The organism is Streptomyces echinoruber, from assembly GCF_014651135.1.
Taxonomy (GTDB): domain Bacteria; phylum Actinomycetota; class Actinomycetes; order Streptomycetales; family Streptomycetaceae; genus Streptomyces; species Streptomyces echinoruber.
This window is the reverse complement of record NZ_BMWH01000039.1, coordinates 15,730-38,851: the sequence shown is the minus strand read 5'-3', so window position 1 is coordinate 38,851 and position 23,122 is coordinate 15,730. Positions and strand designations below refer to the sequence as shown.

Here is a 23,122-nt window from a genome sequence, read left to right as displayed (position 1 = left end):
AGCGGGCGGGGCGCTCACCCGGTCGTCCGCCGTGTCGTGGGCGACGGTCGTCGGTCACGGTCAGTCCTCCGGATGCTCCCGTGCCGTCTTCAGGATCAGGTTCCAGGTGGGCCGCGAGTAGGGCTTCTCGCTCATCTCCTGGAGCCGGGGTATCAGCTCGGCGTTCGTCGCATCCGGGTTGGCGGCGAGGAGCCGGCGGGCGAGGGCGAGGCGCTCGTCGCCCTGGTAGGGGTAGGCGAGTCCTCGACGGCCCTTGGGCCGGCCTCCGGCGTGGCCGCGGCCCTTCCGCTCGGCGACGTACCGCCACAGCTTCCACCGCTTCCACTTCGGACGTCGGCGCCCGCTGGGCAGCAGGTCGTAGCTGTCCGGCTCCGGCCATCCGGCCGGGGGGCTCTTGACGTAGTGGGAGACGGTGGTGGTGTCCGCGAAACCGCAGATGCGCGCGGCCTCGGCCGGACCGACCTCCTCCTCCGGGTCGCCCGCCAGGTTCGGGGCGTTCTTGGTGGCGGCCGCGGCCCGTCGGCGCTGCAATTCCCGGTACCAGGGGGTCCACTCGTCGTCGTACCAGTGCATGACGCCGTCGACGATCACGGCGTCGGGGTGGGCGTTGTCCGCCCGGTTCGTCCAGAGGTTCTGCAGAGTGGACTCGCTCAGGCCGTGGACCTGTTGCAGGTCGGCGCGCGAATAGAGCGTGCGGCCGTTCTCGCGGTGCACGGTGTTCTCCTGTTCGTGCCGGGGTCTGACCGTGGCCGGCGCGGTCATGCGCCGCCCTCCGGGTGCGGGTGCGGCTCCCGGGTATGGGGACCTTCCGCGACGAAGGTGCCGCGCCGGTCTGCGCCGATGCTGTCACCTGGCCTGAGCCGGGTGCGGCCGTCGATGCGCGGACGGTCGGAGCGGTGGTCGCTTAGCATGGTGGGGTTCTTTCTGGTGAGAGAACACCGACGGCCGGCGCCCGTTGCCCTTGTGCGCCGGCCGTCTCTGTTGAAGTCTGGACGTCGTAGCTGATCACGTTCCTCCGTCGGACTCCGACAGAGGAATTAAACCACCTTCCTGGTCGTCGTGGTCTCCTGGCGGACGAGGTGAGGGTCGGGGGCCGTCGTCATGCCCGGCCGTGCCCGAAGCCGTCGCGGAAGACCTCGGTCAGCGGTTCGGCGAGGAAGCGCATCTCGTCGGGGGCTCCGACGAAGCGTGAGCCGTAGGCGCGTCGGACGGCTCGGCGGGCGGCCTGATGCCGCGGGTCGTGCGGGTCGTACGCCGAGCGGTCGAGGAGGTCGTAGCCGTGCCGGGTCAGTACCTCGGCGATGAGCGCGCGGATCTGGACCGGCCTCAGCATGTCCAGGTCTTCTGATTTCCGGGCGGCGAGGAGAGCGCGGGTGAGCTCGGAGGCGCTGAGCCGGGGGCGGAGGGGGACGGCGACGCGGAAGACCCCGTCGCCCTTGCTGGGCTGGGCGGCGCCGCGCCGGCGAGGCGAGCTGTGGGTCTCGGTGGCTTCCTTCGTGTGCTGCATGGAACCGTGGTCTCTGTCTGTCGGTGGTGGCGCACGTACGACGGCAGGCCCGGGGCCTGAGTCGCCCTGAGCCCGTCGGTGAGGTCCGGAATCACTCGGCGATCGTGAGCTTCTGCCGCATCTCCTGGACGCTCATCCGCCCGGCCGCCGGTCCGGAGGTGTCGCCCTCCTCCGGGCCGGCGTGCAGCGGGTCAGTCGTGAGGGGACGTGCGGCGGTCGCCGGAGGCTGCGTCGGCCAGGCCGATGCGCCGGAGCCAGGCCTGACGTACCGCCGCGCACAGGGCTTCGCCGTCGTCGTGGGCGATGCGTCCTCGACGGAGGCTGCGCACGAGGTCACGGAACACGTCCTCGTGCATCGTGGTCAGCGTGTCGTCCAGCGGCGTGAGTTCGTCCGGGAGCATCGCCTGCACGGTCGTGCCGGGTTCCGGCGCGCCGAGCGTGAAGTACCAGACGAGTACGCAGACGGCTTCTTCCGCGACACCGAAGGGGCCGACGACGACACCGGGTCGGGATTCGAGTCGGCGGCCGCGGGACCAGGGGCCTGCCAGAACGAGCGTGGCCGTGGGGAAGTCCTCCGCGGTCGGAGACGAGGGCTTCATGGAGATCACGTCCTGTCCTGTCCGGTGAGAGGCGCCGGGAGGGAGGTTGCCCTCTCCCCCCGGCAACGTTAATTAAGCCATGTTTAATGTCGTGATCAACCGGAGACCGGCTCTGCGGCGCCGTAGTCACCCACGATGTCGGGGGCGTTGGCGTCCACCTGGACCGCGTCGGCGATGGCACGACCCGTCTCGATGACGCGTATGACGGATTCGCGGATCAGCGGCTTGTCGCCCGGGGCGAGGACGCCCGCGACCGGGGGTACGGCGACCGGTCCCGGAGCGACGCCGAGCAGGAGTGCGGCGAGGTGCGCGGCCGAGGCCGCCTCCGCTTCGCGCTGCCTCGGCAGCGGGGCGTCGCTCTGGTCGATCCGGCGCCACGCGTGGGCGAACAGAAGGGCGCGGACCGCGCCGTCCGGCACATCCTCGGCAGAGCCGAAGTCGTCGGCTCCCGGCGGCTCTTCTTCGTAATACTCCAGGTACTGGCCGGCCAGGACGTCCCGCACCACTTCGGCCGGGGGCGGCGTGAGCGCGAGCGGCGGGTCGTACGCCTCGCCCTCCGTCTGCGTGATGTCGAAGACGGGCCCCGCCTTGTATCCGGAGACCCCGCCCTGGACGCGCGCGGAAGGCGTCGGCTCGCCGTCGATGTCCTCGCCGTCTTCCACGGCGGAGCGGCGTTTGATCGGCGTCCAGACACGGATCGCCGAGGAACCCCTGACGGGGCGGCGGCCGACCTTCTTCCAGTCGCCGGCGCTCATCACACAGGTGGCGGCCGGGAACTGGGCCGTGATGGCGACGACGTTGACCGGGCTGCGGTCCTGGAGTCTCGCCGCGGTACGCACGACGGCGACCCAGAACTGCGGATCGGTTTCCAGGGCGCCGTAGGCCCTTCTCATGACGGCTTCCAGCTCGGCGCGCATCTTCGCGCCATAGGCGCGGCGCTCCTCCAGGGTCATCTTCGGCTTGCGAGCCATGGGAGTCCTCCTGGTGAGAGGGGTGGGACGAATGTCGGCCGGGGGTTGCTCTCCCCACTCCGACACAATTAATTAAACCATGTTTTGCCGTTTCGGGCAAACGCTGTACGAGGCCGGCCGGGCGGTGGCGGATCCGCCCGGCCGGAGTCGGTCAGGCTGCGACCGGCTGACGTTCGACGACTCGGCACCGGGTGAGCACGGTCTGGGCGACCTCGCCGTACTTGCCGTGCTCCTTGACCGTGCCGGTGACCTCGACCTCGTCTCCCGGGTCCGGCACGGCGGCGGCACTGCTGAACCACACGTAGACGTTGCCCTCGCGGTCCTGGAACTTCACCAGGCGGCGGCGCTGGACGCGGCGACCGAAGTACCGCTCCTCCAGCTCGATCACGGCTGTCACCGTGGCTGCGAACGTAAGGCGCCGGCCGACTTCGCCCTGCGGTTTCGAGCGCCGCGCGGCGCGCTCGGCGGCGGCCTTCTCCCGGTCGCGGTGCCATCCCGCGATGGCGGAGACCAGCGTCGGCAGGTGGCGGGGGTCGACGGTCTCCCCCTTGGCCAACTGCGCCACCTTGTGCCGGTAGTCGTTCAAGCTGCCGTAGCCCTGGACGGCCCACTCCCGTACGGCGGCGGCCGTCGCGGGCGCGTCGGTGTCGGCGTCGATCGCCGCACGCCACTCCATCGGAGCGCGACGGTCGAAGAAGTACGCGGAGACGGCGTCGGCGGTCGGCTGCACGTGCCTCCACTCCTCCGACCGGCTGTAGAACCGGCCGTCCTGGGCCACGACCGCGGCGGTCACCCGCAGGACGTCGGAGACGGGCAGACGGAGGTCGGCGGGGTACCCGCCTTCGGCGTCGCCGTCCCAGTCGGAGTCTTTGATCTGGTGGAACCGCCACAGCGCCTGGAGTCCCTTGATCGGCAGTCCGGTGTACGGCTCGACGCACGTGCTGCCCAGCTGGCGGAACTCTCCGTCGTCGTGCCGTACCAGGTAGGTGGCGGTGCGGTGGCGGGCCGCCCGGCAGCCGTGACAGAAGTTGTCGAGCACGCGCTGCCCGCGGACGGCGTCGGCGAGGTGGTCGGGGAGACCGGGGAACAGGCTGAGGATGGTTTCGCCCTCGTCGTCGTGGTCCAGCCGGGCCACGACGGTCCAGCCGTCGTGGCGGGGGATCTCCCCGAAGATCGTCACGGTGACCATGCGCCGCTTGCCGACAATGCGGCCGTCGATCGGGTCGCGGTAGTCCGTGAGGAAGGGCTCGGAGACGTCGAGAGAGTAGGCCGTCAGGCCGTGTACGGCGGCGCGGGCGTTGGTCGCCTCGACGAGTCGGCGGACACGGCCGGCCTCGACGGCCGGGACGTCGAAGCGCATCACAGCGCTCTGCATGGTGGTGCTCCTGCTGGTGAGAGGTTGCGGTCTCGGCCGCGCGGGTCGCCCTCCGCTGCGGCCGACTCGGGACAGGCACTGGGGCGAGTGCCGAAGGGGGTTGCCCTCCCCTTCCGGCACTCCTCGTTACGGCACTCCTCGCCGGGTGCCGTGGCCGAACCGGACACCCGGTTGTCGGCGAACCGGAGTGGTCCGGCTCCCGACGAGCGCCGTTCGACGGGCCGGGGGCGGCGGCTTCGCGCCGCCCCCGGCGGTGCGGTCAGGAGATGAGGGCCGCGGCGGCCGTGCGGCCGATGCGGTGCCCGCCGATGTCGGCGCGGCCTCCGGCCGCCCAGCCGGCTCCGTATCCGGTGCCGGTGAAGGTGGTGGCCCTGGCCTTGCGCGTGCGCGGGTAGGCGGCGCGGTAGCGGCGCGTGACGACGGCCTTCCGGTCGGCCAGGACCAGGGCGGCGCTGCGGCCGGTGGCTGTGACCTGGCCGCTCGCCTCCTGGCGTGCCCTGCGCTCGGCGTCCTCGATCCGGTCGCCCACGCGGCTGATGTAACCGAGCAGCCACGACCGGCGCCAGGCGCGGGCACGTTCGCCGACCGGGACCCTCTGCGCGGCCAGGCTGCTGTGCATCTGCAGAAGCAGGGAGGTGTACAGCAGCTCGACGCGCTGGACGTCGGACTCGAAGCCGAAGACGTGGACGAGGCGGGACGGCCCGTTGCCGATCCGGCCCAGGTGGATGAGTTCACACCCCATGGCGAGAGCGATGCGGTTGATCAGCATGACCCGCTCCATCGCCCACGGGTTGGCGATCGTGATCTTGCGGTCGATCGGAGCGTCGCCGCCCGCGCGTCCGTCGTCGAGCAGAGCCTGCTCGATGCCGTACTTGGCCATGAGCTCGGCGGCCTTCGCCGTGAGCGCCTCCGCTTCCTCGGGGTAGTTGGTCGCCTCCGCCTTCGCCAGCAGGGCCCGGATCTGTGCGAGCTTCGGATGCTCCTTCGCGTTGGTCATGTGGGTTCCTCCGGTGAGAGCGTCCGTTCGCCGGTCGGCCGAACGGTGCCGGTCGGGGGGTTGCCCTCCCCCTCTCGACACCATTAATTAAACCATGTTTTTGGTGGACGTGCAACCTGACCTGGGGTTTTACTCCGATGTGCGGCCCGCCCCCGGGCACGGCGGGCGGCTCGGGCGGGGTTCCCTCCTCGGTCGGACGGCACCGCCCTGCGCGGCGTGGCGCAGGGGTGCGCGGTGGAGCGCCCGGAAGCCGGGGCCTTCCGAGGCACGAGGAAAGGCCCCGGACCCGGACGTACGACCGCGCACCCCTGCGGTGCGACGCGCGATGCTGGGTCGTCCGACCGAGGAGGGAACCCCGCCGCCTCCACCTCAACCACTGCGAAGCTCCAACCGCAGCCGAACGCGCCCCTCCCCCTCCGAGGGAGGACCCGCCGGAGGCAGAACTCCTCGCGCCGGCGTCGCCGTCTGGTTCGAGTTCTTCCCGGGCCCCCGCCTACGGTGCGGACCGAAGGCATCGATCTTGCTGGAGAGCACCGGTGAGCACGACGTCGACGAGCGGAGTCAGCGCTTCAGAACTGCGCCGCAGAGTACGGGCGATCGCAGCGTTCCAGGCCAAGACGCGAGAGTTGGCCGCAGCCGACGCCCTGGCCAAGCGGAAAGCCGCGCAGGACGCGGCGAAGGAGAAGGAGCGGGCCGACCGGGCGGCGAGAGAAGCGGTCGCAGCCGTCCTGCGGTTGTACGACAACGACGCCGAGTTGGTGGCCAACCTGCTCGGGGTGCCGGCGGAGGAGCTGGAGCGGGAGGCGAAGCCTGTTACCGCCGCCCGGGCGAAAGAGGTCATCGAAACACTGCAGACCCGGGCGGAACGTCGACGCCCCCGCCGCCCGGGGCTCCCCGTCCCTCCGGCGGCTTCCGCACCGAACACCGCCGCTCCTTCCCCGTCCGCCGTCTCGGACCACACACCTGCCGATGCCGGGTGACACGCACGTCGAGCCCGGGCTGTTCCCGCTTTCCGCGATAGGGCACTCCCCCTCCCTGCCGCCTGGGCCTCACCCGCAGCAGCTCGCGCTGATCGGAGAACCGGCGCCGGTGCGCATCCCGGCCGCGGAGTGGGCCACCTGGCTGGCGGACGAGTCGGTGCGGTCCCGGTACTGGGCCAAGGTCCACCGCACTTCATCGGACTCGGACTGCTGGTTCTTCTTCGGTGCCATATCCAGCACCGGCCACGCCAGCTTCCGCGCCGCGTCCCTGCCCGGCCGCACGCGACGGGGCACCGTCCCGGGCCACCTGTACGGCTACCAGCTGGCCCACGGCGTCATCCCGCGTCTCGGCTGGGGCGACGACCACCCGACCATCTGCCACACCTGCGACAACCACTCCTGCCAGCAACCCCGACACCTGCGGCTGGGCACCCCGGCGGAGAACCGCGCGGAGTGGCTGGCACGTCGCCGCGATCCCACCGGCCCGCTCGCCGACGTGCGCGGGCCCGCCGGCCGCTCACGCGCCATCGCGGCGGCCATCCGTGCTGGCCGGGCACTCGGTGAGTCAGAAGAACAGATCGCCCGTCGCATCGAGACTGCCGTGTCAGCAGGGCGACCTCTCAGCCTCTGGTGATAGCTTCGCGCTACATACCGGCTGCGACATGAGACGTGTTGATTCCACACGAGTGGAAACCGTTCAAGTGCGTTCTGCCATCTGAGCGCTGCTCCACACGATCAATCCGTTGGGCCTCGACACGGTGTGAGCCAGGACTGACGCGGCACTGGGTGGCCGGTCAGCCGCCGAAGTCTGCGCTGGGCGCCGCCACGGCGGATGCATGGGTTACCGGCCGCCGAACAAGATCCCGGCGTAGCAAAGGCTCGTGCAACCCTCCAAAATAGCTTGCCCCGAAGCCACGAAGATGGAAAACCCTCACTGCGCCTCTTTCATCCTCTGTAACCGAAGGTCAAGAGGGTGTGGACGGCTCGTTCCGAGCGGCGAGACGATAGGGGCGTCGATCCGCGCCCTCTGTTAAGTGACGGTAGAAGCAGTCATGTCGCTATGCCCAAAAACGAGCTACGGGACCAAGCTCCCACCTAACCCCGCAGCACGCATCCGGAGTCCTGACGCCCCCCTTATGGTATCAAGCTACAGATCCACTCCTCGTTTTGGGGATCAGCGAGCGTCCGTTCCGAGTGGAGGAGGTCAAGGGCGGCCCCTCTTTGGCCAAGCTCCAATAACGGCGAGCAGGTAGACCAAGGCAGGCTGCGCGGATGACTGATCCTCCATGATGACCTTAAACGGAAATTCTAGCCTTGGCCGGGACTGAGACCACAGGGTTGATTTCCGGAGGGATCACGCCTGCACCAAGGATGGACCAAGAAACCCAATAGGCTGAATTACTCCCGCAGCCCACCGGTGAATCAGTTCCCGGATAATAGCGAGTTTCATGAGCCGAACCCCGACCAACGGTCCTCGCCCAGAGCTCTTCCCCTGAGAGCTCCACTTGGTCCACAGCAACCACGCCATCGCAGTTGGCGAAGAAGATGCCGCCGATAAAGTCGACGAGGATAGTGAGAACCACCGTCCAGAAAGTCCCTGCACCGAACTTCTTGCTCAACAGGGCTGTCGTGGCGTCGATGAGCGTTTTAGCGATGTTCGCGTCACTGTCATGCCCATTATTGAGGATTGTGTAGTTGAAAATCACACGTTCCCCGGCGTCCGTTACAGGGACGGGGCCGAACTCTAGGTCGACAGGGTAATTTCCCTCGCCGAGGTCGCCCATCTTCTTGATTTGCGGCGGGTACTTCTTGTCTCCTACTTGAAGGCCGAAGCTGACGTGCACTGTGTCATGTCGAGGTGACCGGGTCTCGGAGATGGTGAACCCGTCGAGCCTGAACATGTAGTTCGCGGCTTGAAAAGGTGGAGGGAGTGGCGGCGGCTTCGGTGTGACAGGGACTACGCCATCCCCTCCGCCGCCATCGCCGTTAGGTGGCTTTCTGAGCTCTACCTGTGGCTCTCGCCGACCATCAGGAGACCCGTTTCCCTGCGGAGACTGCTCTTCCATCGCCTCTCCAGTGTTGTGACGTGCAGACAATGACAGCTTCAGACATGCCTGGCGGACTTGCAATTGCTACTACTCCAAAGAGGGACATGTAGGTCGGGGTGCTGTGATCCGATGCAGACGGCTGTACAGCGTCGAGCCAGTCAGCTGCCGCCCTTCAGCATCAAGCTGGCTGTCCAGACGAGTAGCGGCAATTGAGGGTTTTTCATCCTCAGTCTGAGCTGGCCAGATGCAAGCAGAGGACGGCTTGGACAACGCTCGTGATGCGGGTGGTCGAGCACCGCAGTTTGCGGAGGAGCCGCCAGGACTTGAGGGTGGCGACGGCCTGCTCGACAAGGGCGAGGTTCTTCGCGTGGGACCGGTTGACCGCCTGCTGGCCCGCGGAGAGTGCCTCCCAGCGGCCCCAGCACGGGACACGAACCGTTCCTCCGGCGCCTCGATACCCCTTGTCCGCCCAGCATGTGGCGTCAGCGTCCGCGGGAGCGTCGATGATGCCGTGCTCACGGGCAGCCCGGACGTCGTAGACGGCACCGGGCAGAGCCGGTGAGGCCCACAGCAGCCGGCCGAAGGGATAGGCCAGGAGCTGCACGTTCATCCCGTGCTTTATGTGCTTTCCCGAGTAGAAGGGCCGGTCCGCCGCAATCCGGTCGATCGGCAGCAGGGTCCTATCCAGCAGCACGAATGCCTTCGTCATGCCGTCCGGGCCGCTTCGGCGAGGGTCGGGGCGAGGGCGGCCAGGACCTCGCTCTGACCCTCACCTGTCCAAGCGAGCGCCCGGACTGCCGCGGGTGCGATGGGAGAGTGATCATGAATACGTCCTGCTCGACGGCACGCCCGCCGCGTGCGACCAGGTCGGCGACAGCCGGGTCGGCCGCTCCCTCAAGCACCGCCGCCACGGCGTGAACGTACAGGTCATGACCGATCTGAGCGGGCGACTGCCGTGGATCTCACCCGCGCCGCCCGGCCGCACCCACCGGATCATCCGCATCCGCGAGCGCCCAGGCGCCCCGTCCTCGCCGATCGGACCCACCTGGGCGCCGGGCCTTGGGTGACCACACCGATCCGACGCCCGTTCCGCCGAGAATCACACCGCCCCAGTGCACGACAAACCGGGCGCTGTCAGCGGCACGAGCACTGGTCGAACGGGATGTCGCACGACTGCAGTCCTGGCAGATCTTCCGCAGAGCCCGCTGCAGCCCGAACCGCCTGTCATCCATCACCGCCGCTATCCTCACCCTGGAGCGTCAACGCTGAAAACGCTCATTCAGTCGGCGGCCGCCAGCCCGGGCGAGAGCTACTGCATCGCGTCCGTGCCTTGATCGCGAGGTTCGCCAACTGGAAGAAGCAGGGTCATGTGATGACTTTCGGTCAGCAATGGCGACACCCGTCGCGTTGGACAGCAGGCGTCCTCCAAAGCGCGAGCGGGTTGAGCTGTAAGCCGGCCTGATACGCCACGGGTCAGCTGTGCGTACGCTCCACGATGGAGTGCGAGCGCTGAGCACAGGCCTTCGCGGTTCCGCCGCACACCCTGTCGAAGACCTCTCGCACGGCTGCCTTGTTGATCCCACGGATGTGTGTCTCCATGGTCCCGTCGGGCCGGAGCGCCGTGCGATGCTCGGCCGCGCTGAGAGTGAAGGTCTCCTGTTCGAACTCCCACGTCCACCGGCTCGTCACCGGCAGCGGCTCGTGGGCGAGCGTCCCGTCCGCGCGGTAAGCGACAGTGGCGGAATGGACCAACTGCCGGCTTGGCATCCGCCTCCACACCGGCCCGCCCCCCGTCCAGCGCTCACGCTCCTCCGGACCGGTGGCGCCGCGAAGGGTGACCTTGTCCTCCGGCCAGCCGCAGGCCCGCAAGGCGTCCATCTCCTCGGCGTGGTCGTCGTTCCACTGGTCGACGACCTGCTGCGCAAGGTCCCGGTCGGCGAACGGCACCTCGCGTCCCGCAAGGGTGACCACGAAGACGGGCCCGATGCCGTGTACCGGTCCCGGCCAGGTTACGTCTGCTGCGCCTGTCCAGCCGTTCGGCATCGCACCGGGGCTTTGGTGCGGAAGCTGAGGCATTCCCTTCATGGCGTCCGCCAGTCCGGAGTGCAGGAGGAATCCGGGCAGCGGCGCCGCAGGATCCATGGCCCACTCGACCGCGGCCAGTACCTCGCCGTCCAGGGCGTCGAGCAGATGGCCGTACCGGTCCACGGTGGTGGTGATCGACTCGTGGCCCAGCCGGGCCTGGATCGCCGGCAGCGGCACCTTCGCCGCGATCAGCCACGAAGCGTGCGAGTGACGAAGATCGTGGATGCGAGGCCGCTTCGTCAGACCGAACTCCTGCGCCGCCCGCTCGATCGCCGGCACCCACCGCAGGCGCCGGAACGTTCCGGCATCCCACCGGCCGCCCTCCGGGCCGGTGAACAGCAGATCGTCCGGCGCCTTGCCCTTCGCCCTGCGCCGCAGCATCCGCTCCAGCCTGCTCGTGATCACGATGGTGCGGCGGCTCTTCTTCGTCTTCGGCGCACCCAGGTACGGCCTGCCGTCCTCGTCCCGCTTCCAGGCCCGCTGGATGCGGATCGCGGGCAGGCCGTTACGACGGCAGAGGTCGCGGGGCTGCAGCGCGGTGACCTCGCCCCAGCGGGCGCCGGTCTCCGCCAGGGCCTCGGCCAGATCCCGTGCGTCCTCCGCCAGGCACCGGTGGACCCAGGCGAACTCCTCCCGCTCGAGGAAGACCATCTCCTCCTCGACCTGCTCACCGTCCAGACGCGGCAGACGCGTGAAGTCACACGGATTGGTCGAGCGCAACGGCGGCTCGGCGTCCACGGCCGCCTGCAGGATGGCGTGCAGCAGACCGTGCTGGTTGGCGATGGTCTTCGGCTTGTACTTCGTCCGCGGCCTGCGGTCCTTCGGATCGTGCGGAGCCGGCCTGCCGGCCGCCAGGTCGTTGACCCACCGCTGAACCATCTCGCGCGTGATGCCGCCCTCGCCGTCGCGCACCGAGTAGCTCTTGAACCACGGCGACATGTTCTGCTCCACCAGCCGCCGGTACTTCGCCCTGGTGTCCCCCTGCACACCGGTCAGCAGCTCGATCTGCTTCATGGCAAACGGCTCGAACATCTCCTCCGGGCCGCACAGGTCCGCGACGAAGCCCTGGCCACGGATCCAGCCCGGCGGCCACTGCTCACCGTGCCCCTTCACCAAGTCCCGGAACCGCTCGGCGGCCTTCCTGTCGTCGAAGATCTCCGACTCCCGCTTGCCGGTGCGGGACCCGTTCGCGCGCCAGCGGACGACGTAGCAGACCTGCCCGTCCTTCCTTTGCTTGATCTCGATGTACGCCACGGTCAGGACCGTAACCGAACCGATGTGCCCACTCCGTGCCCATCCGAAGCAGCGCAAAAGCCCCTCCGACCCACGTTTCCGCAGGTCAGAGGGGCTTCGAGGCCGTGGAGCCTAGGGGAGTCGAACCCCTGACATCTGCCATGCAAAGACAGCGCTCTACCAACTGAGCTAAGGCCCCGCGAACGACCACCAGGGTACCGGGTCCCGCCGGGGTTCCCGCAAAGAGATGGGGGGTCCCCGTGGCCGACCACTCTCCGTAAGATGCTCGGACGTGGTTCGCTACAGCGAACCGCGGTTCTCGGGGAAGCGATGGGGAGACGCAATGGACGCCGCACAGCAGGAAGCCACCGCCAGAGCGCGGGAGCTGCAGCGGAACTGGTACGGGGAGCCGCTGGGGGCGCTCTTCCGCAGGCTGATCGACGACCTGGGGCTCAACCAGGCCCGTCTGGCGGGGGTGCTGGGACTGTCGGCGCCGATGCTGTCGCAGCTGATGAGCGGCCAGCGGGCGAAGATCGGCAATCCGGCGGTCGTCCAGCGGGTCCAGTTGCTGCAGGAGCTGGCGGCGCAGGTCGCGGACGGCAGTGTCAGCGCGGCCGAGGCGACCGAGCGCATGGAGGAGATCAGGAAGTCGCAGGGGGGCTCGGTGCTCAGCAACACCACGCAGACGACGAACAGTTCGGGCGCGCCGACGGTCAAGCGGGTGGTCCGCGAAATCCAGTCGCTGCTGCGCTCGGTGGCCGCCGCCGGCGACATCATCGACGCGGCCGACACCCTCGCCCCGACCCATCCCGAACTCGCCGAGTTCCTCCGCGTCTACGGCGCCGGCCGCACCGCGGACGCCGTCGCGCACTACCAGGCCCACCAGAGCTAGAGCGCGGGGGAGCACAGGGGGGTGGCCGAAGGGGGAGGAGCGGCGCGCAGCCATGGGTGAGGTCTTCGCCGGCCGGTACGAACTGGCCGACCCGATCGGGCGCGGCGGCGCCGGCGCGGTGTGGCGCGCCTGGGACCACCGCCGCCGGCGCTACGTCGCCGCCAAGGTGCTGCAGCAGCGCGACGCGCACTCCCTGCTCCGCTTCGTGCGCGAACAGGCGCTGCGCATCGACCACCCGCACGTGCTGGCCCCGGCCAGCTGGGCCGCCGACGACGACAAGGTGCTGTTCACCATGGACCTGGTCGCCGGCGGCTCACTGGTCCACCTGGTCAACGACTACGGCCCGCTTCCCCCGGCCTACGTCTGCACCCTCCTCGACCAGCTGCTGTCCGGGCTCGCCGCGGTGCACGCGGAAGGCGTCGTCCACCGCGACATCAAGCCCGCCAACATCCTGCTGGAGGCCACCGGCACCGCCCGCCCCCACCTGCGCCTGTCCGACTTCGGCATCGCCATGCGACTGGGCGAACCCCGGCTGACGGACACCAACCTCGTGGTGGGAACGCCCGGTTACCTCGCCCCGGAGCAGATGCTGGGCGCCGAACCCGACTTCCCCGCCGACCTGTTCGCCGTCGGCCTCGTCGCCCTCTACCTCCTCCAGGGCGCCAAGCCCGACAGCAGAGCCCTCGTCGAGTACTTCGCCGAGCACGGCACGCCCGGTGCGCCCCGGGGTGTTCCGGAACCGCTGTGGGAGGTCGTCGCCACGCTGCTGCAGCCCGACCCCGACGCCCGCTTCCGCACCGCCACCGGCGCCCGCAAGGCCCTCGCCGCGGCCGCCGAACTCCTCCCGGAACCGGGGCCCGACGACGAACTGATCGAGGTCTTCGACCAACTCGGGCCGCTCCCACCGGGGTTCGGGCCCGACGGGCCGCTGCGGCCGAGTACGGGAGTGGAGGCGCCGGACGCCGGGGCCACACCGGAGGGGGCGGAGTCGGAGGCGGGAGCGGAGGCTTCGGCTCAGGCGGTTTGGGGTGCCCGGTCCACACCGGGGAGCGAGCTCACCGGTCCGGGTTCCGCAGCCGGGCCTGCCACTGGGCCTGCAACCGGATCCGCAGCCGGGCCTGCGACTGGATCTGCGGCCGGGCCTGCAACCAGATCCGCGGCCGGACCTGCGACTGGATTTGCGGCCGGGCCTGCAACCAGATCCGCGGCCGTGTCCGGTGGAAACGCGACAGGCGGAGGCGTGACAAACGGGGCCGGGACGAACGGTTCCTCCCCGCGCACCCCGGCCACGGGAACCACAGGAGGCCGGGAATCCGCGGGAACCCCGGAGCCCACGCCGACCCCCACCTCGTCCACCCCATCCACCTCGTCCACCCCATCCACCTCGTCCACCCCATCCACCTCGTCCGCCCCGTCCACCATGTCGGACACCGGCAGCTTCCACCTCCCCCCGCCCCAGCCCTACGCCACCGGCGACCACCCCACCCAGCCCCTCACCCCGGTCAGGCACCGGCCCGCCCCCGCGCCCACGCCCCCTCCGACTCCCGGCCTCGCCCCTCTCCCCACCCACACCTCGACCGCGTCGTACACCGCCCAGGTCCCCCTCGTTCCCCCCACCGCCCGTCCCCCGGAAACCGTTCCCGCCGGGCATGCGCGGCGCCGCCCCGGCCCGCCCGTCTCGGTCGCGCTCCCGCTCCTCCTCCTGGCCCTGGCCTGCTACGCCGTGGGGTTCTGGGCGCTCACGCAGCTGTAGCCGCCCTCCCCTTTCTCTGCGTCCACCGGCCCTCTGCGTCTGTCGGCCCCCTACGGCCGTCCGGTCCCGCCTCCCCCGTCCCGTATCCCGCCTACCGGGCCCCCGCCCGCCGCCGCGCGGACACCGTCCACACCCCCAGGACGGTGAGCAGCGCCGTTCCCCCGCCGATCCCGCCCGCCGCGAGCACCGTCATCAGCAGCCGCCGGCCGTCCCCGTCACCGCCACCGTCACCGCCTGCGCTCGCGGCCCCGCCCGCGCCCGCGGCTGCCGCCTCGCCCCGGTCCTCGTCCGTCACCTCGAAGAGGCTCCGCGGCACGGACGCACCCGCGTACCCGGGCCCGGGCCGCGCGGTGCCGGAGAGCCGCACCCGCAGGGTGAGTCCGTAGGGGCCGGGCCCGAACCGGTCGGCCGTCTGCGCGGCGAGGTGGACGACGAGGTAGTACCACCCGGCGAAGCGCGTCGCGGCGACCTGGTCGGGGATGGCGTACCGGTTGGCGTACGCCACCGGGGGCAGCGGCTCCAGGGCGGCCGACTCGCGGACGCCGCGGTAACCGGTGGCGGCCTGGGTGACGTAGCCGCGTACGGGGTTGTAGAGGGACAGGGACAGCGCGCCGGTCACATAGCCGCTGCCGGTCCCGCCGGCGGCGGCCAGTTCGGCAGTGGCGCCGAGACGGCGGCCCCAGTCGACCGGCACCTTGTAGAAGAGGGTCTGTCCAGGGCGAATGCCGGTCGTCCACACGCCCTGTCCGACGGCGGCCGCGCCCGCGAAGCCCGCGCCGCCCGCGCGCCGTACCGGCGTCCCCGTCATGGGTGCCGGGGAGGGGGTGTCCGTGGCCTCGGGTGCCTCGGTGGGGGTGGTGTGCCGCAGCCGGGGTTCGGTGGCGGTGGTCAGTTCCAGGTCCCAGGCGCCGGGGGAGGAGCCGTTGGCGTCGAGGCGCTCGACGACAACGTAGTAGGCGCCCGCGCCCTGGCACAGCCGGGCGCCCGGCGTGCTCTCGCGCACGCCCCACGCCGTGATCGGGTGCGGGCTGCGGCCGGCGCCGAAACGCGTGGCGCGGAAGGAGCAGGAGGTGCCGTCGGCGTCCCGCACCGAGACCCGTACGCCGTCGCCGGCGGAGACCACGGCGCCGGACGGGGGCACGGCGGTGGCGGAGATGTACGCCGTGGAGCCGGCGTCCAGGTCGAGGCGGTAGTACTGCTTGCCGTCGTGCGGCAGGGAGCCGCGGTAGGTGCGGCCGGGCACCAGCCGCACGGCGTCCGCGGGCCCCGCCCCGCCCGCGACCGGCAGGGCCCCGGCGGTGAAGGCATACGGCGCCGGGGTGCCGTCGGCGGCGAGGGCGTACGACGCGGGCGGGCCGTCGGCGGCCGCCGCAGCCGGGAGCGGGCTGGCGGCCAGGACGCCCAAAACGGCACCGAGTGCGGCACCGCGCCGCAACGGCCCGTACCCGGCGGTCGTACGACGCCCACCCCACCGCATTCCGTGCCACCCGCCCCTCGTGCATCTCTCGTACGGCCGTCCCGCCCGTCGTACGGCCGTCGGTCCCACTCCTTCGGATGCCGGGCACCCGATGCCGGGCACCGGACACCAGACGCAGAACGCCGAACGCAGGACGCCGCCCATCCTGCCCCGCCCGGCCGCGCGCCACCCGTCCCCGTTCCGCAGACGGCCGAAACGCACGGGATCGAAACGCGCGAAACGCACGAAACCACCCGGCGCGGCACCACACCCACCACGCGCGCCCCGCCCACCACGTGCGCCCGCCCACCACGTGCGCCCCGCGCGATCCCGTTCCGTACCGCTCCGGACAGCACAAAACCCCGACCGCGGGGCGGCCGGGGCCTGCTGTTCCGGGTGGTCTCAGGAACCGGTGGGCACGGAGTCGGTCGCCTCCGTCCACAGGTCCTGCTCGGCGCGATCCGCCTGGATCTGGCGGTACACGAGGAGCCCGCCGATGGCGGCCAGTGCGACCAGGAGAAGCTTCTTCACCGCGCGACCTCGTCTTTCCTTGACGTCGATGTCCTCTGGCGCCCGACTATACACACCGACCGATATCGGCCGGTGACCTGCGTCGCAGCCCAACTTCCGCCTTCCGGCGGGGCAGTGGGCGACCCCGCCCGGCGGTCCGGCAGCCTCCTCTCCGCCTTGTGCGACTGCTCGGTCCCTCTTCGGCCGTCCGGGTGGTGTTCATCTGAACATCGACGCGCCACGGGCGTCGGTCCACCACTTCGCGGCCCCCATACACATCATGAGCAAAGTACGCAAATCGCCCAACCCGAAAGTGAGGGGACATGCACCAGAACAAGGTCACGAAGTTGTGGTCCGCCATCGTCACCGCCTTCCTCGCACTCTGCACGGCGCTCGGACTCGTCACGACGACCGCCGCCGCGGCCGTACCGCAGACCGCCGCGCCACGCAACAGCGGCGCCCATCCACCGGCGCCGGTGACCTTCCCCTGGTCCCGGGTCCATGCCAGGACCCTGCCCCCCACGATGAAGCAGCGCATCCACGCCGAGGCCCACGGCAAGACCCCCACCTGCCGGCACCGTCCGCTCACCGACGTCGAGAGCGCGAGCGCCCCGTCGACGTCCTCCGTCGGCCCGGAGACCGCCGCCGCCCCGGCCGCGCTTCCCGACCGCGCCGCACCGGACCTCCCCACCTGTTCCGAGCACGACACCACCCGCCTGCTGCGCTGATCAGCGCGCCGGCACGCCGGTGCACCGGTACACCGGTACACCGGTACACCGGTACGTCGGTACTCCGGTACACCCTGCCGTCCCTCCCCGGAACATGACGTAGCGGCGAGTTTGCGTACCCCGCCCCCGTCCACTCCCTTCCTTCCCTTCCGCTCCCGCCCCCTGTCTCCCGCCCCCCTGTCTCCGCGTCGTCTCCCCGCCCAGCACGCCACCGAAGGCCCGGCCGCCCCTCCCGCCGAGGGACCGCCGGGCCTTCGGCCGTTGCGTCCCCGGCGCGCCGACCGCTCCTCCCGGCGTGCCGACCGTTTCCTCCCTCGACGAGCCGACCACCGCGCCACCGGCCGTCACGCCGGGGGCAGTTGGGGCCGTAGGCTTGCTTGCCGTTGGTCGCCCCCCGAAAGGTGGTGAGTGCCGCCGTGCGCCGGCGCGTCATCGTCGTCACCGCGGTTCACGCGCCCTCGGCCCGGTTCCTGCCTCAGGCCCACGCGTCGCTGTGCGCGCAGGAGCTGCCGGACGGCTGGGAGTGGCACTGGGTGATCCAGGAGGACGGCCGCACGGACCAGGTGCGCCCGTACGTCCCCGACGACGAGCGCGTCACCTTCCGCCAGGGCCGGCCCGGCGGCCCCGGGGTCGCCCGCACCCTCGCCCTGGCCCACGCCGACGGCGCCTACGTCAAGGTCCTCGACGCCGACGACCGGCTCACCCCGGGTGCGCTCGCCCGCGACCTGGCCGCCCTTGAGGCCGATCCCGGCCTCGGCTGGGCCACCTCCCGGGTCCTGGACCTGCTGCCCGACGGCTCGACGGCCGGCTTCCCCGGCGACCCCGCCCACGGCCCCCTGGAGCGCGGTGCCGTCCTGCGTTTCTGGAAGGCGAACGGCTTCCGCCTCCCGGTCCACCCGGCCACCCTCTTCGTCCGCCGGGAGCTGCTGCTGTCCCTGGGCGGCTGGATGGCGCTGCCGGCCTCGGAGGACACGGGGCTGTTGCTCGCGCTCAGCGCCGTGAGCCGTGGCTGGTTCACGCGCGAGGTGGGGTTGCTGTACCGGAAGTGGCAGGGGCAGGCGACCGGTCAGGCCGCGCACGTCGACCCGGCCGAGCGGGCGGTGCGGATGGCCGTGGTCGAGGCGAGGGCGCGCGCCCTGGCCCGCGTCGGCTGGCGCCACCCGGCGCCGGTCACCGGCGGCCGTCCGGCATCAGTCGCCGGAGGCTAGCGGCAGCCACCCGGCGCCGGTCGCCGGAAGCCGGCCGGCGCCCGTCCGGACCGCGCCCCCGTACAGCCCCCGTAGAGCCCCCGTACAAACACGTCCGGCACCGGTCTCTCCCCTCGTGGAGACCGGTGCCGAACCCCGGACCTCGGGCCTCGGGTCTCGGGCCCCGGACCCGCGGGCCCTCGGCGGCTCTCCGTCGCGTTCGACAAGCCCGTCCGCCGCCGTCCCGGTCCCGCCCCGGGAAGTTGTCCGAGAACGTACGGCGTCACCGGACGTGTCTCCGCGCTGAGCTGGACCCCGGTCCGGGACGCTGCGCGTTTGTTCCGTCACTGCGTCGGGATCCTGCCAGTCGGACCCCCCCGCCGACGAGATCCCCACCCCCGAGGCCGCCGCGTTCCCGCAGGTCAGACGTATAAGGTGAATTTTCCGGTCCGGACGTCCAGACGGGGGCGGAGGGAGGGTGGAAGCCTTGGGTTCCGGCTCAGGGGCGCGCACGGCCTTCGCGGAACGACTCGCACTGCTGTACAAGGAGGCCGGCGATCCTCCCCTGCGGCGCGTCGCCGAGGCGGTCGTGCGGTTGCAGCGGCTCGACGAACGCGGGCGGCCGGTGCGCGTGTCGGCCCAGCGGATCAGCGACTGGCGGCGCGGCAGGAACGTACCGGCACAGTTCTCCGCGCTCGCCGCGGTGCTGCACGTCCTGATCCCCCCGGCCCGGCGCGCGCGGCCCGCACCGGTGGTCACGGGCCTGTACGACCTCGCGCGGTGGCAGCGCCTGTGGGAGCAGGCCCTGGCCGACCCGGCCGACCCGGCCGGCGCCCGGAACGCGCCGCCCGCACAGGAGGAACGGCCCCCGCCCGGCGGCCCGGCGCCGGACGCGGACACGGCCCCGCCGCTGCCCGGCGGCGTGTGCCCCTACCGGGGTCTGGCGCCCTACCGGCAGCAGGACGCCCGCTGGTTCTTCGGCCGCGAACGCAGCACCCGGGCCCTCCTCGCCCAACTGCGCGCGGCCGAGCGCGGCGGCGGGCTGGTGATGCTCGTCGGCGCCTCGGGCGCGGGGAAGTCGTCCCTGCTGAACGCCGGCCTCGTCCCCGCCCTGCAGGACGGCGCGCCCGGCGACCGGGACGGACGGCCGGCACGCGCCGTCCTCCAGCTCGTCCCGGGCGCCGACCCGCTCGCCGCGCTGACCGCCCGCATCCCCGGCCTCGCGGCCGCCCTGACCGCCGCGGAGGACGAGGCCGCCACCGTCGTACGCGAGGCCCTGGCGGCCTGGGCCCGCCATCGGGACCGGGACGCCCGGCCCGCCCACCCCTTAGAACCCACCCGGCCCGCGGAACCCACCGCCAAGCCTCTCGATCCCGCACACACCGCCGATCCCACACGGCCCACTGCTCCCACCCTCCCATCAGAGCCCAGCCCTCCCACCCGCCCTATCCTCATCGTCGACCAGTTCGAAGAAACCTTCACTCTCTGCCCCGACGAGGCGGCCCGCCGCACCTTCGTCCGGATCCTGCACGCCGCCTGCTCGCCCGCCGCCCCCGGCGAGGAGCCGCCCGCCCTGGTGGTCCTCGGCGTGCGCGCCGACTTCTACGACCAGTGCCTCACCCACCCCGAACTGGCCGACGCGCTGCAGCACCGGCACATGGTGCTCGGCCCGCTGACCACCGCGGAACTGCGCGAGGCGGTGACCGGACCGGCCAAGGCCGTGGGGCTGGAGCTGGAGCCGGGGCTCGCGGAGCTGATCGTCAAGGAGGTCGGCGCCGACGGTCCGCGCGGAGCGCACGACGCCGGCGTCCTGCCGCTGCTCTCGCACGCGCTGCTCGCCACCTGGCAGCGCCGCAAGGGCGGCCGGCTGACGCTGGCCGGCTACCGCGCGGCGGGCGGCATCCAGGGCGCGGTGGCGGCGAGCGCCGAGCGGGCCTGGTCCGAGCTGGACCCGGCGGCGCGCCGGGCCGCGCGCGTCCTGCTGCTGCGGCTGGTGCGGGTCGCCGAGGACACGCAGGCCACACGCCGGCGGGCGACGCGGCGGCAGCTGGCGCGGGAGTCGGCCGACCCGGACAAGACGGAGGAGTCGCTGGAGGCGCTGGTGCGCGCCCGGTTGGTCACACTGGACGCGGACACCGTGGAGATCACCCACGAGGCGCTGCTGACAGCCTGGCCGCGGCTGCGGGAGTGGATCGAGGAGGACCGGGCCGGCAACCTGCTGCGCCAGCGGCTGGAGGAGGACAGCCGGGCCTGGCAGACCTCGGGCCGCGACAGTTCGCTGCTGTACCGGGGGTCGCGACTGGAGCAGGCCCACGCCTGGGCGCGGTCCGCCGGGCACGCCTTCCTCACCCGCGGCGCCGTGGACTTCCTGGCCGCGTCGCTCCGGCTGCGGCGGCGCACGGTGTGGCTCAGCCGGGCCGCGGTGGCGGCGCTGGTGGTGCTGGCGCTGGTGGCGGCCGGGGCGGCGGTGGTGGCGTGGCGGCAGCGGGACGACGCGGTCTTCGAGCAGGTGGTCGCCGAGGCCGACCGCGTCCAGTACACCGACCCGTCGCTGTCCGCGCAGCTGGACCTGGTGGCGCACCGGCTGCGTCCCGGTGACGCGGGCGCGCGCAGCCGCCTGCTGTCCATCGTGAACGCGCCGCTGGCCACCCCCCTGTCCGGCCACACCGGCGCCGTCTACCTCACCTCCTTCAGCCCCGGCGGGCGGCTGCTGGCCACCGCCAGCTACGACCGCACCGTCCGCCTGTGGAACGTCGCCGACCCCACGCGCCCGCGCCCCCTGGGCCGCCCCCTCACCGGCCACACCAGCTGGGTCAGCACCGCCCTGTTCAGCCCCGACGGCCACACCCTCGCCAGCGCCTCCGACGACGGCACGATCCGGCTGTGGGACGTCCGGCGCCCCGACCGGCCGCGGCCGCTGGGCGCGCCCCTGACCGGCCACGACGGCACCCTCTACCTGCTCGCCTTCCGTCCGGACGGCCGCATCCTGGCCTCCGCCGGCGAGAACCGCACCGTGCGGCTGTGGGACGTGCGCGACCCGCGCCGGCCGGTGCCGCTCGGCGTCCTGACCGGGCACACCGCCGCCGTGCGCTCGGTCGCGTTCAGCCCGGACGGGCGCACCCTGGCCACCGGCGGCGACGACAACACCGTACGGCTGTGGAACGTGGCCGACCCGCGCCGCCCCGCCCGGCTCGGCACACCGCTGACCGGGCACACGGACACCGTGCACTCCGTGGCGTTCAGCCCGGACGGGCGCACCCTGGCCACCGGCAGCGCGGACGACACCATCCGGCTGTGGAACGTGGCCGACCCGCGCCGCCCCGCCCGGCTCGGCACACCGCTGACCGGGCACACCGGGCCCGTGTGGTCGGTGGCGTTCAGCCCGGACGGGCGCCTGCTCGCGGCCGGCAGCGCGGACAGCACGGCGAGCCTGTGGCACGTCGCCGACCCGGCGCACCCCTCGCAGATCGGCGAACCACTCGCGGGCAGCAGCGGCGAGATGTACGCCGTCGGCTTCAGCCCCGACGGCCGCACCCTCGCCACCGGCAGCGGCGACAGCAAGGTGCGCCTGTGGTCGGTGCCGGCCTCCGACATGACCGGCCGCACCGGCGCGTTCCGCCCGGACGGGCGGGTGCTCGCCACGGCCGCGCGCGACGGCCGGGTCCGGCTGTGGAACGTGCGGACGCCGGGCCGGCCCGTGGCGCTGAGCGCCCCGTTCATGCCCGGCGACGGCAGCGAACGCTCACTGGCGTTCTCCTCCGACGGCCATACCCTCGCGGTGCTGACGGCGAACCGGGCGGTGTACCTGTGGGACGTCACCGATCCCGCCCGGCCCGTCCGCCACGGACCGCCCCTCACCCTGCGGACCCGGTTCATGGGCCCCCGCGCGCTGGCCTTCGGCCCCGACGGCCGCACCCTGGCCACCGCCTACGACGACCGCACCATCCAGCTGTGGGACGTCGGCGACCCCGCCCACGTCGTCCGCCTCGGCCGCCCGCTCACCGGCCACCGGGGCTACGTCAACGCCCTCACGTTCGGCCCGGACGGCCGCACCCTCATCAGCGGCAGCGCCGACCACACCATCCGCCTGTGGGACATCACCGACCGCCGCCACGCCACCCTGCTCGGCACGCCGCTGAACGGCCACACGGGCCCGGTCAACGCCCTCGCCGTCAGCCCCGACGGCCGCACCCTGGCCAGCGGCAGCGACGACGACACCGTACGGCTGTGGAACATCGCCGACCCCCGGCGTCCCGCCCGGCTCGGCCACCCGCTCACCGGCCACACCGAGGCGGTCGTCTCCGTCACCTTCAGCCGCGACGGCCGCACCCTGGCCAGCGGCGGCAACGACAACACCGTCCGCCTGTGGAACGTCGCCCGCCCCTTCGCCGCGACGCCCCTCGGCCCGTCCATGAGCCCCAACGCCCGCACCGGCAACTTCCTCGCCTTCAGCCCGCGCGGCCGCATGCTCGGCGTCTCCAGCGGCGCCGACACCATCCGCCTGTGGGACCTCGACACCGACCGGGCGGTCCACCGCATCTGCTCCACCACCCGCAACGTCCTGACCAGGGCGACCTGGCACGAGTACCTGCCCCGCCTCTCCTACGACCCCCCGTGCGACGACTGACCTTGTTACCCTTGGCCATGAGCCCGGTCGCTGGTGTCTCCCCCGTCGTCAGCGACCGGGCACTTCCATGCCCTCCCTCACCGGCACCTTGACGAATCGCCGACGCGACCTCACGGCCCTGCGGAAACCTGCGGCAAACGACAGTCGGCCCGGAAGCACCGGCGGGTGCGGGCA

The 23,122-nt window shown here is 72.0% G+C and carries 17 protein-coding genes, 1 tRNA gene and 2 pseudogenes; 8 read left to right on the top strand and 12 right to left on the bottom strand.

Features of this window, described 5'->3' with window-relative positions:
* Window positions 1-60: 60 nt before the first annotated feature.
* The 6 genes from IE225_RS30185 to IE225_RS30160 form a co-directional block, all read right to left on the bottom strand.
* The gene (locus tag IE225_RS30185; protein WP_190060828.1) at window positions 61-762 is read right to left on the bottom strand and encodes a hypothetical protein; all 702 of its coding nucleotides are present in this window, start codon (window positions 760-762) and stop codon (window positions 61-63) included.
* 337 nt (window positions 763-1,099) lie between these two features.
* Entirely contained in the window at window positions 1,100-1,507 is a 408-nt protein-coding gene (locus IE225_RS30180) for a DUF6181 family protein (RefSeq protein ID WP_190060827.1), read from the bottom strand.
* 191 nt (window positions 1,508-1,698) lie between these two features.
* Window positions 1,699-2,106, bottom strand: coding sequence for a DUF6409 family protein (locus IE225_RS30175; protein ID WP_190060826.1), 408 nt, complete (start codon window positions 2,104-2,106; stop codon window positions 1,699-1,701).
* 95 nt (window positions 2,107-2,201) lie between these two features.
* On the bottom strand, window positions 2,202-3,077 hold the full coding sequence (locus IE225_RS30170) for a hypothetical protein (RefSeq protein WP_190060825.1): 876 nt from the start codon (window positions 3,075-3,077) through the stop codon (window positions 2,202-2,204).
* A 151-nt stretch (window positions 3,078-3,228) separates the two neighbouring features.
* Window positions 3,229-4,452 carry a single stranded DNA-binding domain-containing protein gene (locus tag IE225_RS30165; protein ID WP_229880169.1) on the bottom strand — a complete coding sequence of 408 codons (1,224 nt, stop codon included), beginning with the start codon at window positions 4,450-4,452 and terminating at the stop codon, window positions 3,229-3,231.
* Between the two features lie 259 nt (window positions 4,453-4,711).
* Window positions 4,712-5,449, bottom strand: coding sequence for a DUF2786 domain-containing protein (locus IE225_RS30160; RefSeq protein WP_185867795.1), 738 nt, complete (start codon window positions 5,447-5,449; stop codon window positions 4,712-4,714).
* A gap of 536 nt (window positions 5,450-5,985) precedes the next feature.
* Here IE225_RS30160 and IE225_RS30155 point away from each other — a divergent pair.
* Complete coding sequence (locus IE225_RS30155) at window positions 5,986-6,429, top strand: hypothetical protein (RefSeq protein ID WP_190060824.1); 444 nt, start codon at window positions 5,986-5,988, stop codon at window positions 6,427-6,429.
* Window positions 6,419-7,063, top strand: coding sequence for a hypothetical protein (locus IE225_RS30150; protein WP_190060823.1), 645 nt, complete (start codon window positions 6,419-6,421; stop codon window positions 7,061-7,063). The genes IE225_RS30155 and IE225_RS30150 overlap by 11 nt, the downstream gene beginning before the upstream one ends.
* A 661-nt stretch (window positions 7,064-7,724) precedes the next feature.
* On the opposite strand, the gene IE225_RS30145 is transcribed toward IE225_RS30150, so the two are convergent.
* Together IE225_RS30145 and IE225_RS30140 are read right to left on the bottom strand one after the other, a co-directional pair.
* Entirely contained in the window at window positions 7,725-8,495 is a 771-nt protein-coding gene (locus IE225_RS30145; RefSeq protein WP_190060822.1) for a hypothetical protein, read from the bottom strand.
* 208 nt (window positions 8,496-8,703) lie between these two features.
* Window positions 8,704-9,236, bottom strand: a pseudogene (locus tag IE225_RS30140) (transposase family protein); the annotation flags it as partial.
* Window positions 9,237-9,250: 14 nt separating this feature from the next.
* On the opposite strand from IE225_RS30140, the pseudogene IE225_RS30135 reads away from it, so the two are divergent.
* Window positions 9,251-9,746, top strand: a pseudogene (locus tag IE225_RS30135) (transposase family protein); the annotation flags it as partial.
* Between the two features lie 204 nt (window positions 9,747-9,950).
* On the opposite strand, the gene IE225_RS30130 reads toward IE225_RS30135, so the two are convergent.
* Both IE225_RS30130 and IE225_RS30125 read right to left on the bottom strand, forming a co-directional pair.
* Window positions 9,951-11,816: a tyrosine-type recombinase/integrase gene (locus IE225_RS30130; protein ID WP_229880168.1), complete on the bottom strand. Its 1,866-nt coding sequence runs from the start codon at window positions 11,814-11,816 to the stop codon at window positions 9,951-9,953.
* Window positions 11,817-11,921: 105 nt separating this feature from the next.
* Window positions 11,922-11,994, bottom strand: a tRNA-Ala gene (locus IE225_RS30125).
* Window positions 11,995-12,138: 144 nt separating this feature from the next.
* Here IE225_RS30125 and IE225_RS30120 point away from each other — a divergent pair.
* On the top strand, window positions 12,139-12,687 hold the full coding sequence (locus IE225_RS30120; RefSeq protein WP_190060821.1) for a helix-turn-helix domain-containing protein: 549 nt from the start codon (window positions 12,139-12,141) through the stop codon (window positions 12,685-12,687).
* A gap of 52 nt (window positions 12,688-12,739) precedes the next feature.
* The gene (locus IE225_RS30115) at window positions 12,740-14,440 is read left to right on the top strand and encodes a serine/threonine-protein kinase (protein ID WP_190060820.1); all 1,701 of its coding nucleotides are present in this window, start codon (window positions 12,740-12,742) and stop codon (window positions 14,438-14,440) included.
* A gap of 91 nt (window positions 14,441-14,531) precedes the next feature.
* Here IE225_RS30115 and IE225_RS30110 read toward each other — a convergent pair whose 3' ends face one another.
* Window positions 14,532-15,845 (bottom strand): hypothetical protein, encoded by a 1,314-nt coding sequence (locus tag IE225_RS30110; RefSeq protein ID WP_229880167.1) that lies wholly within the window; start codon window positions 15,843-15,845, stop codon window positions 14,532-14,534.
* Window positions 15,846-16,298: 453 nt separating this feature from the next.
* A complete protein-coding gene (locus IE225_RS33620) occupies window positions 16,299-16,427 on the bottom strand; it encodes a DLW-39 family protein (protein ID WP_003999697.1) in 129 nt (42 codons plus the stop codon).
* 302 nt (window positions 16,428-16,729) lie between these two features.
* On the opposite strand from IE225_RS33620, the gene IE225_RS30100 reads away from it, so the two are divergent.
* From IE225_RS30100 to IE225_RS30090, 3 genes are all read left to right on the top strand, one after another.
* On the top strand, window positions 16,730-17,134 hold the full coding sequence (locus tag IE225_RS30100) for a DUF6344 domain-containing protein (RefSeq protein WP_190060817.1): 405 nt from the start codon (window positions 16,730-16,732) through the stop codon (window positions 17,132-17,134).
* Window positions 17,135-17,538: 404 nt separating this feature from the next.
* Window positions 17,539-18,342 carry a glycosyltransferase family 2 protein gene (locus tag IE225_RS30095; protein WP_229880166.1) on the top strand — a complete coding sequence of 268 codons (804 nt, stop codon included), beginning with the start codon at window positions 17,539-17,541 and terminating at the stop codon, window positions 18,340-18,342.
* 457 nt (window positions 18,343-18,799) lie between these two features.
* Entirely contained in the window at window positions 18,800-22,948 is a 4,149-nt protein-coding gene (locus IE225_RS30090; RefSeq protein WP_190060816.1) for an nSTAND1 domain-containing NTPase, read from the top strand.
* Window positions 22,949-23,122 lie beyond the last annotated feature (174 nt).

Coding starts and splice junctions, on each gene's coding strand:
- IE225_RS30185 (WP_190060828.1), bottom strand. CDS start 762: ATGACCGCGCCGGCCACGGTCAGACCCCGGCACGAACAGGAGAACACC.
- IE225_RS30180 (WP_190060827.1), bottom strand. CDS start 1,507: ATGCAGCACACGAAGGAAGCCACCGAGACCCACAGCTCGCCTCGCCGG.
- IE225_RS30175 (WP_190060826.1), bottom strand. CDS start 2,106: ATGAAGCCCTCGTCTCCGACCGCGGAGGACTTCCCCACGGCCACGCTC.
- IE225_RS30170 (WP_190060825.1), bottom strand. CDS start 3,077: ATGGCTCGCAAGCCGAAGATGACCCTGGAGGAGCGCCGCGCCTATGGC.
- IE225_RS30165 (WP_229880169.1), bottom strand. CDS start 4,452: ATGCAGAGCGCTGTGATGCGCTTCGACGTCCCGGCCGTCGAGGCCGGC.
- IE225_RS30160 (WP_185867795.1), bottom strand. CDS start 5,449: ATGACCAACGCGAAGGAGCATCCGAAGCTCGCACAGATCCGGGCCCTG.
- IE225_RS30150 (WP_190060823.1), top strand. CDS start 6,419: ATGCCGGGTGACACGCACGTCGAGCCCGGGCTGTTCCCGCTTTCCGCG.
- IE225_RS30145 (WP_190060822.1), bottom strand. CDS start 8,495: ATGGAAGAGCAGTCTCCGCAGGGAAACGGGTCTCCTGATGGTCGGCGA.
- IE225_RS30120 (WP_190060821.1), top strand. CDS start 12,139: ATGGACGCCGCACAGCAGGAAGCCACCGCCAGAGCGCGGGAGCTGCAG.
- IE225_RS30115 (WP_190060820.1), top strand. CDS start 12,740: ATGGGTGAGGTCTTCGCCGGCCGGTACGAACTGGCCGACCCGATCGGG.
- IE225_RS30100 (WP_190060817.1), top strand. CDS start 16,730: ATGCACCAGAACAAGGTCACGAAGTTGTGGTCCGCCATCGTCACCGCC.